Origin of the sequence: Arsenophonus endosymbiont of Crataerina pallida (genome assembly GCF_964020125.1) — a bacterium.
Classification (GTDB): domain Bacteria; phylum Pseudomonadota; class Gammaproteobacteria; order Enterobacterales; family Enterobacteriaceae; genus Arsenophonus; species Arsenophonus nilaparvatae.
Genome location: NZ_OZ026540.1, coordinates 2,599,132 through 2,608,353, shown reverse-complemented (window position 1 = coordinate 2,608,353; position 9,222 = coordinate 2,599,132). Strand labels below are relative to the sequence as shown.

Annotated in this window: 12 protein-coding genes and 1 pseudogene; 1 reads left to right on the top strand and 12 read right to left on the bottom strand. The window is 33.7% G+C overall.

Annotation, left to right across the window (positions count from 1 at the left end; genetic code table 11):
- Positions 1–918 precede the first annotated feature (918 nt).
- Positions 919–1,667: pseudogene (locus AACL31_RS14115) on the top strand (SDR family oxidoreductase).
- 68 nt (positions 1,668–1,735) lie between these two features.
- On the opposite strand, the gene AACL31_RS14110 reads toward AACL31_RS14115, so the two are convergent.
- The 12 genes from AACL31_RS14110 to sctC all read right to left on the bottom strand — a co-directional run bounded on the left by AACL31_RS14110 (position 1,736) and on the right by sctC (position 9,205).
- Positions 1,736–2,488 carry a DUF481 domain-containing protein gene (locus AACL31_RS14110; protein ID WP_339053297.1) on the bottom strand — a complete coding sequence of 251 codons (753 nt, stop codon included), beginning with the start codon at positions 2,486–2,488 and terminating at the stop codon, positions 1,736–1,738.
- A gap of 407 nt (positions 2,489–2,895) precedes the next feature.
- On the bottom strand, positions 2,896–3,534 hold the full coding sequence (locus AACL31_RS14105; protein WP_310513569.1) for an HrpE/YscL family type III secretion apparatus protein: 639 nt from the start codon (positions 3,532–3,534) through the stop codon (positions 2,896–2,898).
- On the bottom strand, positions 3,480–4,097 hold the full coding sequence (locus AACL31_RS14100) for a SctK family type III secretion system sorting platform protein (protein ID WP_310513056.1): 618 nt from the start codon (positions 4,095–4,097) through the stop codon (positions 3,480–3,482). The genes AACL31_RS14105 and AACL31_RS14100 overlap by 55 nt, the downstream gene beginning before the upstream one ends.
- A gap of 6 nt (positions 4,098–4,103) precedes the next feature.
- Positions 4,104–4,826, bottom strand: coding sequence for a type III secretion system inner membrane ring lipoprotein SctJ (gene sctJ, locus AACL31_RS14095; protein WP_052044865.1), 723 nt, complete (start codon positions 4,824–4,826; stop codon positions 4,104–4,106).
- Positions 4,827–4,830: 4 nt separating this feature from the next.
- A complete protein-coding gene (gene sctI, locus AACL31_RS14090; RefSeq protein ID WP_310513057.1) occupies positions 4,831–5,166 on the bottom strand; it encodes a type III secretion system inner rod subunit SctI in 336 nt (111 codons plus the stop codon).
- The gene (locus AACL31_RS14085) at positions 5,166–5,348 is read right to left on the bottom strand and encodes a hypothetical protein (RefSeq protein WP_310513058.1); all 183 of its coding nucleotides are present in this window, start codon (positions 5,346–5,348) and stop codon (positions 5,166–5,168) included. The genes sctI and AACL31_RS14085 overlap by 1 nt, the downstream gene beginning before the upstream one ends.
- A 1-nt stretch (position 5,349) precedes the next feature.
- Positions 5,350–5,712, bottom strand: coding sequence for a YscG family type III secretion protein (locus AACL31_RS14080; RefSeq protein WP_310513059.1), 363 nt, complete (start codon positions 5,710–5,712; stop codon positions 5,350–5,352).
- 2 nt (positions 5,713–5,714) lie between these two features.
- Positions 5,715–5,966, bottom strand: coding sequence for a type III secretion system needle filament subunit SctF (gene sctF / locus AACL31_RS14075; protein ID WP_310510582.1), 252 nt, complete (start codon positions 5,964–5,966; stop codon positions 5,715–5,717).
- A gap of 1 nt (position 5,967) precedes the next feature.
- Positions 5,968–6,165: an EscE/YscE/SsaE family type III secretion system needle protein co-chaperone gene (locus AACL31_RS14070; protein WP_339053284.1), complete on the bottom strand. Its 198-nt coding sequence runs from the start codon at positions 6,163–6,165 to the stop codon at positions 5,968–5,970.
- A gap of 3 nt (positions 6,166–6,168) precedes the next feature.
- The gene (sctD, locus tag AACL31_RS14065) at positions 6,169–6,906 is read right to left on the bottom strand and encodes a type III secretion system inner membrane ring subunit SctD (RefSeq protein WP_310513060.1); all 738 of its coding nucleotides are present in this window, start codon (positions 6,904–6,906) and stop codon (positions 6,169–6,171) included.
- Positions 6,907–6,932: 26 nt separating this feature from the next.
- The gene (locus tag AACL31_RS14060) at positions 6,933–7,439 is read right to left on the bottom strand and encodes an FHA domain-containing protein (RefSeq protein WP_339053296.1); all 507 of its coding nucleotides are present in this window, start codon (positions 7,437–7,439) and stop codon (positions 6,933–6,935) included.
- The gene (gene sctC, locus AACL31_RS14055) at positions 7,436–9,205 is read right to left on the bottom strand and encodes a type III secretion system outer membrane ring subunit SctC (RefSeq protein ID WP_339053295.1); all 1,770 of its coding nucleotides are present in this window, start codon (positions 9,203–9,205) and stop codon (positions 7,436–7,438) included. Before sctC ends, AACL31_RS14060 begins: the two co-directional genes overlap by 4 nt.
- Between the last annotated feature and the right edge of the window lie 17 nt (positions 9,206–9,222).

Genomic DNA, 9,222 nt, shown 5'->3' with positions numbered 1-9,222 from the left:
TTACTTTCGATTTATATAATATCGAAAGTAATAATATTGTGATGATTTTTTTATTTACGAAGTTTAAGCCAGGTAATACGGTGTTTGATAAAAAATCATGCACGAACAAAACGAAAGATATTTTATTTAGTCACAGTATCATCGCTTATACAGTAGGGGTAGTGATAAGGATCACAAAATAAAAAATAGTTGCACAATGGGTAAAGTATTTATTAACACCTTTAGCGGGAGGAAAATAAAATAATTATTTACAATATTATTAAAATACAATATTTGTTATTTTATTGATCATAATTAATAGCATTATAGATTCAATTAAGTTATTTATAAGATTATTATTGTGTTTAACAAAATAACTTATCTTAATATTAAAAATTTATCTGTTATTGCTGTGAAAACAATATCAATTTTTTTAATTAATTGTTTTTATATAATTAAAAATAATAAGAATAAATAGATAATAAGGTTTTTATTTTTGTGAAAAATAAAATATTAATCTTATTTTATGCGTTCGATAGAATACTCTTTTAGGCTAAAAATAGCTCAAATGGTTGCAATAATGGATTAGTGTTTTTATTCTCTTTATCAAAGATCCTTGGCCTATTTTTGACTATAGCTAAAATTATCTATTGTTCATTAGCGGCTATCTTTTATCTAGCTAGTAAGATTAGCTTTGATGACAAAATTTTCTTCGCTGTGAGTAGAGGGAAATATGGTTATTGAACAGTAAACAGCTTAACTCATTAAGGACATTGATTATTTTTATCTGCGCTATTTATCTCAGTTGGATAAGCGACCTGAAGATATCGAAAGGTTAGATGGCTTGCAGTAAGATTTTTTCAGCAGGTCAAATTAAAAAAGGTCAATTGCTTAGACAAATATGCTGATGAATAGTACATAACCAAAAGGATAATGATTATGGCACTAGGAATTGCAAATAAAGTTATTGTCGTTGTCGGTGCAAGTAGTGGATTAGGTGAAGAACTAGCTCGCCATTTAGTTAAAGATGGTGCCAAGCTGGTTTTAGGCGCGCGTCGTATTGATAGATTGCAATTATTAGCCGGAGAATTAAATCTTGATAAAGAAGCCGTTGTCGCCACCGATGTTACAAAACCTGAGCAACTACAGGCATTAGTTGACAGAGCAATTGCATTGTATAACCGAATTGATGTGATAGTTAATAATGCCGGTATTATGCCGCAATCACTGTTAGAAGATTGTCATATTGATGAATGGAATGAAATGATCGACATTAACTTAAAGGGCGTGCTTTATGGGATAGCAGCAGCGCTTCCCTATATGAAAAAACAGATGAGTGGCCATATTATTATTAATACATCGTCACGTCAGTCGCAGGACATAAGGTAAAGCCAGGCAGTGCAGTTTATTCAGCGACCAAAACGGCAGTACGAGTGATCTCGGAAGGTTTACGACAAGAAATGATACCTTATCATATTAGAACAACAGTGATTTCGCCAGGGGCAATCACTAGTGAGTTGCTTGATAGTATTACTGATCCAGATATCGCTGCCAGAATGCGATCTTTTTATAACGATTATGCCATTCCGGCAGATTCCTATGCTCGAGCGGTAATTTTTGCTATAAAACAACCAGAACATGTTGATATTAATGAAATTCTGTTTCGTCCAACCCGGCAAGAGTTTTAATAATATTTTCAATAGACCTAATTAGATAGGTCTATTGATTTTAGTAATTAATATTAATAATCGATTTATCAGAAAGCATAACCTAATTGGATGGATGTTTTGGTGCTGATCTGTTTTGGTGCCGAGAGCGGAGGATTATCATTCCAGTTAACGTTGTAGATCAAATTGAGTGACAGGCGTTCACTCATGGCAACTTGTAAGGTAGTTTCTGAGATAGCGGAAGAGTCATTGCTGAGTCGGGTAAAAAATGATATACCTTGTTTAAATGACGTATTATCAGTAATTTTCCATTCATAGTTTGCACCAATGTAGCCTAATCCTGTTATTTCATGGCCACCACTGGTAAAATGTTCATATCTGACACTTGGGCCAGCTTCAACTTTTAGTGAATGAATGGGGCCATCAAATATTTGTCGGCCATAGCCCACGGCAAATACGTCTTTAGAATCAAAGCCATTATATCTATCAGTTAACCAGCTAGCTTGGCCGAATAGATAATCATATTTAGTTAAATTGTATCGAGTCCTGGCGCCTAACTGATAGGTTTCCGATGATCTTTTATCATTGGATGAGTTGTTGGTAGCATTTCCCCAAAAGCTATAAGCTAAGTTTGAAGAATAGAGTGTTAGTGCTGATTTTGCTGTTAAGTTTGAACTCTTTGAGTTTCCTGTTTGTACTTGATAACCACCTGAGATTGACATTTCAATATCTTTTTTTGCCGTTGCAGGGTCATCCATTACGGTAAATAGGCTATCATTAGCTATCGCAAGAGGACTAATAAAAAATGTCATCCATAAAACTTTTTTATCAAAGGTGATCATGCGTTCTCCTATTATTACTTGCATGTTATCTAAATTAAACGAATAATGTAGTTTAATAATCCTCCAATATAGATAAAATTGTGCTTTTATGCCAGCAATGTTTGATTATTGTCATTTTATTAAATTAACTGGCTAAATACTGAAATATATTTTAATCAGTATTTTATTGATCAATTTGAAGCCTAAATAGTAATTTAATCTATTAAAATCTATAATAAAAAATTAATTCACTATTTAGTGATCGATTTATTTCAATTATTTAAAAAATCAAAAAAATAGGAATTTTCTTATAAAAGGTTCACTATAAATCTGAAAGCTAGTTATCATTGCCGGGCGAGGAAAATGAATTAGGGCAGGAAAATACTATTATTTAATTTTTTATCTACTGGTATTAAATAAAACAATGCTTATTTTCCTAGTAAGGCTTGCTTTATTGCATTTAATTGACTCTCAATAGTGGCATTTAACATACCGACTTCAGTTTCTAAAATACAATCTTTCTCTTCTAATCTCGGATCTTCAACAATGTCGATATACTCAATTTCTGGTTGTATTTTATGTAGTTCGGTTAATTTACTTTGCAAAAAATTAACTTGCTTAGGTGAAATGCGTAAGATAACTTTTTTATGTTGATGAACAAGCGCAAGATTTTGGCTGATACTTTTATATAAAAGTTCATCAGGTTCATAATTAGCAATAATTTTTCTCATCGCTTCTATAGTAATATTAACTAATTGGCTTTCAACTTGTTGATAAAAAATTTGGCAATTTATTAAAGTTTGATGAATAATTTCTGCTTGTTGTTGGGCTGATTGTGCCAAACCTTCTTGCCAACCGGCGGTATAACGCTCTTGATAAATACTATCTGCATCATTTTCAATTTTTCTGGCATGCTGTTTGGCAATATCGATAAATTCTTGGCCATTAAGATAGGATTGATAATCGGCTTTTTTTAAAATTTTTATTTCATCGTTAATGACAATCTGATCATCTATTTGAGTAAATGGTAACATTGTAAATTTACTTCTTTGGTTATCTTTTGACATAATATCTCTGCAACAGGTTTATACTTATCGGCTATGATAATATTTTTTTCTATCTTTTTTTTCGGTAAGCGTAATTTTAGGCGTTTGATTAAATCGACATTATTCTGGTTGATAGTCTCTAACCAGAAATTAAGCCCGGTTTGGCAAAAATAATTTATATGCATTTCAAGTGGTAATTTTTGTTGCCAGCCTTCCGGCCAATTACCAATAATAAAATTTGCGTTGGCTAAACAAAAGCGATATTTCTCTTTACCAATCTCATTAATAATAAAGCCTATTTGCTTACTATTAATGCAATGAGAAAGCGATTTGATGTGTAACATTATGCCTAATAAAGCTAAAATTTGATTAAATTCATATTGAGGGAAAAGGGCAATATTTTCATTTTTCTCAATTTTTATCATATTGTTATTTAATTTATAATGTTTAAAAATAATTTTATTTATATTTTTTGAGTGGCGCCAATTAGATAAATTTTGTAGTGTTTTTTGCCATAGATTAGGTAAATTTTCAATATTAATATAAAGTGCCGGGCAATATTGTAATTGGAAAAGTGTCAGCATATTTTATTACGATTTTCTTTTATTAAGGAAATATTGCAGTAGATTAGTACTAATAAGTAAAAAAATAAGTAAAGATATAAGAATAATAAATTTATTATAAGTATGTTCATTAATATCGATACCTAAAAAATGTTTTTCTTGACTATATGTATTGCTAGGTAATATTTCCGAGCCAGGTATTAATGCTACGCTAATTCTATCAAAATCTAACCCAGCAATGCTGTTGTGAATTAATCGCTTTATTTGTGGAGTATAGTTATCTAGTTGGACATTAGGCGCATATTTTATAAAGACAGATGCGGAAGAGAAGCTATTTTTATCATTATTATTAGGCATAACCACATGCACCCGAGCATTAAGGACGCCATCTATTTGTGATATTGTTTTTGCCAGCGCTTGTTCTTTAACAAAGTTAAGCCGCGCTTGCTCTTCAACAGGAGAAGAAATCAAACTATCTTTTGGAAAAACGTCTTTTAACGAAGAGAAAACTTCTCTTGGATAACCATGTTGTTTTAATATCTCAGTTGCCTGGGCGATGTCTGATTCATCAATCAGCAATTTGACGGTATTTTCTTTGTCGACTTCTTTGTGGATGGAAACTCCTTCATTTCTGAGTAATGCATACATCTCATTAGCCTCTTTTTGCGACAGGCCAGTATAGAGATCAGTTTTACAGCCAGTTAGCAGTATGGATAATAACAACGGTAAGGTAATCAGCACTATTTTCATCTGGTTATTGTGCCTTTAATAAGGTTTCCATACTTTGGGTAACTTTACCGGCAGTTTTAGCAATTAATTCTTCCTGTAAGGTAATTCTCATCAACGACCACTGTACTTGCATTAATTTTTGCGGTGATAACTCTTCACTATTCATATTTTGCTGGAATTCAGTTTTTGCCCGGCTCATATTTTGGCGTACTGATTCTATTTGTTCAAAGAAATTGATTTCATTATTCGCTGATCTTGCAGTTGTGGCAAATTGATTATTGATTGGATTAACATTTTCTATCGATTGATTAATTTCATCTAAATTAAATTTTATGTTGTTATTAACTTGTTTAATATCCATTATTCATCCTTATCAATTTGATGCGTATATTGACTTAAATTTTTGATTAATCCATCAAGTAATATTTGCTGTTGGTTAAGCGCAATATTATCTGTAGTGACAACAATATTATTGTGCTGATCGTCAGTTAATTGCACTATCGTTTTGAAATCATGTGGATAATAATCATGGTTAATTTTCATATTAATTGCTCTGATAATTTTCTATTAATGCTAAAGCAAAATTAATTAAATCAGCATGTTGGTTTTTATTTATATTAAGTTTAGCCAAAAAGTTATTTTTTAATTTTGTTAAGCCTAGCTGATGGGCAGATAAAATAAAAAAAGGCATTAAATTTAGATATTCATATTGTTGCGCCAACTCTAAAATAGTTTGATACTGCTCCTGACGCAGCAAAATAAGGATTTTTATCAGTAATGCTGATTCAAGATATTTTTTATCTAATTGCGTTAGCCAGCAATAAATATCATTAGCTTCCGTTAAATACGCTTTTTCTACGGCGGTAATTGCCAGCTCAATTAATAATTTTTCTAATTGCAGAGCCATGATTAGATTTTTTGTAAAATACCCTGGATCATATCGCGCATTGATCGGGTAATGGTTGAATGCATATTGAACATCGCTGACCATTTATTAATTTTATGTTGTAATTCAGCAACTAGCGCTGGGTTATCCGGGCTTGTGCCAAGTGCATCGATGGCGGTTTTGACATCATCAGATGTTGTTTCCATTTGTGTTTTTAGTTTTGTGGCGACCTCATCAAGTGCAATGCTTTTGCCTGAATCAAAAATAGCGGCCATATTAACTCCATTTAATTTTTTCTAAAATAGTGATCCCTGCCCAAATAGCGGTTTGCTGCTGAACGGATTGGCGGTGCTCATCACGTGATAGTGGTTTATTTAGCTTTTTACGGCAGTTATTTAGTTGGTCATAAAGATAATGTTGAATTTTAACATATTCAACGCTATCACTGACTCTTTCTTCCAGTTGGGTTAACATCATTTATTCCTTTAAGGTAATGATAATTTCCTGACTATTTTTCTTAAGTATAATTTTATTATCTTCAATCGCGGCAATTGTTTCTCCGGTTGGCAAGGTTGAATTTATTGAGTATTTCATATTATTTCTTAGAATAATATAGGGAGCACGTCCCAGTGAAATACCTTTAATATCTAATTGGATTTCTTTTTTTTTAATATTATTATTATCGGCTTTGATTAATTTAAGTTTATACCTCTGCTTAAATTCAATATTGAATGTTTGCTGTAATTCAATAAATTGTTGCCGCTGTTTTTCATTTAAATAGCCATACAATTCAATGATATTATTCTCCTTTTCATTATAAATAAGAACATTTATTAAATCATATTGCTCTAGTAATTCGACTAATTTTTTTAGGTGGTCGTCGTTTATTTTGACATGATTATTAATTCCTTTTAAGCCGCTAATATCACGCTTAAGGATTGTGGCTAAGTTACTCCAGGATTTATTATTAATAAAGCGTACTTCACCAAACAGATCTATCCAACCGACTTTTTCGCTATTGCTTACTTCAATGTGATTATAACCCATAGTATGTAGAGTATATTTTACGCTTTGTTTAATCTCTTCAATCGAATATATATTCAATTGATGATTTAAGTTGTTATTATCCAAATAACGTTTTATCAGCAAACGTTGCTGGTTATTTTGTACATAACCACCCAAAATAAACAGTTGCTTATCTTGTTCGATTCGCATGGTAATGTATTTGTATTCCTCTTTATTCAGGTAATTTTGTAATTTATGTTGTTCCTGAATATAATCGTTTCAGCCGGGCCGGAGAAAAACAGCAGATACAAACTGACCAATAATATCGAAAAAATAGCAATAACAATAAAAGTAACTCTTTTTTTGTGTTTATGCTGTTGTTGATTATTAATCAACCTAATATGACTATCCGTTAACTCATCTGGATTGGCGGGCAGTTGCTGTTTGACGGTACTATAATAGCTCCAAATGAGCATACCCGCATCTTGCCGGTTACAGGGGAGCAGCATTTCACCCTGATTTATCGCCTGGCCATTTTGTTGCGGCGTTTCTTCACCAGACCAGTCGATAACTCTAATCCCTTCTTCTTCAATTTCCAGAATCAAATGAACGGCTTCAATACCCGCATCAACCAGAATTAAATCGGCTTGTACTGGATCTGAGCCAATAATAAAGCGGCCATTATTTAGTTCTGTCTCAACACCCTTATTTAAGCCACTGTAAAAGCGAATTTTCCAATTCATTGGTATGCCTTATAAATGCATTCAATTTGATCTTCACCGCAAGAGAGATCGATAACCCGCCAGCCTGACTGCTCACCTTTGTTGCATGTGGCAATAATCGCCTCTTTATTTGCTTGTTTAAACCGGCTTTGAATGCGTTTAGCCTGCTCAAGGGGCTGGCATTGTGCATCGTTTAAAATTTTTCTTAATGGTAGGTTCTGATTGGAGATTTCATCAATATTTAGTAATCGCGGAGCTAGTGATCTTTGATTACCGACCGATAAGTATTTGGCTAAACCTTTGTCAATAATTTTCGGTTCAACAATAAAAATTCTAACCGCGCGTCGAGTTTGATTGCCGTTACTACGAAATAGTGCGCCTAGTAACGGAATATCACCGAGTAAGGGCACTTTTCGGCTGGTTTTAATTATTTCGTCACGGAATATACCGCCGATAACCAGGCTCTGGCCCAGTTCAACCCGAGCAACTGTATCGATAATGGTTCTATTGATAGTCGGAATGCCATCAACGCCTGAACTATTTGGCTTTTGGTTGCCATCTTCAATGTGTAAAACCAGATGGATTTCAGGTTTATCACCGATTTGAATTACTCTTGGCGTCATCTGTAGTAGTGTGCCATAAGTAATGCCTTTTAATTCAGCAACTCGTTCACCATTAACTTTTATATAGTAGGTTTCATTGTGATCAATAATGGCTTGGGTATTCTCTTGGGTAAGTAAAGTCGGTTTAGATACAACTTGAGCAATGCCCTGGCTTTGTAATAAACTGACTTTAGCCACTAAATAATTTAACCCTTGTTTATCAAGCAGGCTACCGAGTACTGGGGAGGCGGCTTGAGTTAATGTGGAGGCAATATTTATTTGATGATGTTGTCCAGCCTTGAGCCCGACACCCCAATCGATACCTAATTCTGCGAGATTGTCGGCATTCACATCAATAATTGATAGCGCAACTTCAATTCTGGCAGTTGGTTTATCGAGAGAGTGGATCAGCCGTTGATACATTGGCATTCTTTCAGGCAGATCGCGCACAATAATGGCATTGATAGATGGCTCTGATTGGATCATCGCTTTATGGCCGTTGGGTTTTTGTGAGATTATTTTATCATTATTGATTTGGCTAATTTCGGCAGCACTAACCATATTGGCTAAGATAGTTGCCAGGCCTGGTACTTGAATTTGTTCTTCACGATATTTGATTATCCGATCAACCGCAGAAGCATATTTTAAACTAAAAACTTGGATCGCTAATGGTAGCCCCTGTTCTTGTTGCATCGTCGCTTGTTGTTCCAGCGCTGATACAGTTTGCATGACTAATTCAATATAGCGCGGTGGGCCTGAAACATAAACTAATTGATGGTGGGGATCAGGCTTCCAGCTAAATTTTTTATCCCATATGCCGGAGTCAATCAGTGCTTTCCGTAGCGCCTTAATGGTTGTATTTTCTAATTTGATCAACTTTGATTGTACTTCACTGTTTTTAAAAACATAAAGTACACTACCATCGTAATACCAGGTAAGGTTGTAGAGATTAGACAGTTGTTGCAGGAACGCTTTTGGTGTCTCTTTAGCGAAGTGGCCACTTACTTGTTCATTTACTTTATGACTGACAATGACAGCGCTATCATAATTAGCGCTGAAATTAACCAGAATGTCCGTTAGATTTTCGTCTTTAGCAATATAGCTATAGGGTATAGGCAGCCAATCTAGCTCTTGTGCATAGGTATTAATCGAGAAGAAAAGGAAAAAAAAAGAAATGGTCCGCACATTCCTTGATAACGATG

Excerpts from the sequence above, each read along its gene's own strand:
- AACL31_RS14110 (WP_339053297.1), bottom strand. The coding sequence starts at position 2,488 with ATGATCACCTTTGATAAAAAAGTTTTATGGATGACATTTTTTATTAGT.
- AACL31_RS14105 (WP_310513569.1), bottom strand. The coding sequence starts at position 3,534 with ATGTCAAAAGATAACCAAAGAAGTAAATTTACAATGTTACCATTTACT.
- AACL31_RS14100 (WP_310513056.1), bottom strand. The coding sequence starts at position 4,097 with ATGCTGACACTTTTCCAATTACAATATTGCCCGGCACTTTATATTAAT.
- sctJ (WP_052044865.1), bottom strand. The coding sequence starts at position 4,826 with ATGAAAATAGTGCTGATTACCTTACCGTTGTTATTATCCATACTGCTA.
- sctI (WP_310513057.1), bottom strand. The coding sequence starts at position 5,166 with ATGGATATTAAACAAGTTAATAACAACATAAAATTTAATTTAGATGAA.
- AACL31_RS14085 (WP_310513058.1), bottom strand. The coding sequence starts at position 5,348 with ATGAAAATTAACCATGATTATTATCCACATGATTTCAAAACGATAGTG.
- AACL31_RS14080 (WP_310513059.1), bottom strand. The coding sequence starts at position 5,712 with ATGGCTCTGCAATTAGAAAAATTATTAATTGAGCTGGCAATTACCGCC.
- sctF (WP_310510582.1), bottom strand. The coding sequence starts at position 5,966 with ATGGCCGCTATTTTTGATTCAGGCAAAAGCATTGCACTTGATGAGGTC.
- AACL31_RS14070 (WP_339053284.1), bottom strand. The coding sequence starts at position 6,165 with ATGTTAACCCAACTGGAAGAAAGAGTCAGTGATAGCGTTGAATATGTT.
- sctD (WP_310513060.1), bottom strand. The coding sequence starts at position 6,906 with ATGCGAATCGAACAAGATAAGCAACTGTTTATTTTGGGTGGTTATGTA.
- AACL31_RS14060 (WP_339053296.1), bottom strand. The coding sequence starts at position 7,439 with ATGAATTGGAAAATTCGCTTTTACAGTGGCTTAAATAAGGGTGTTGAG.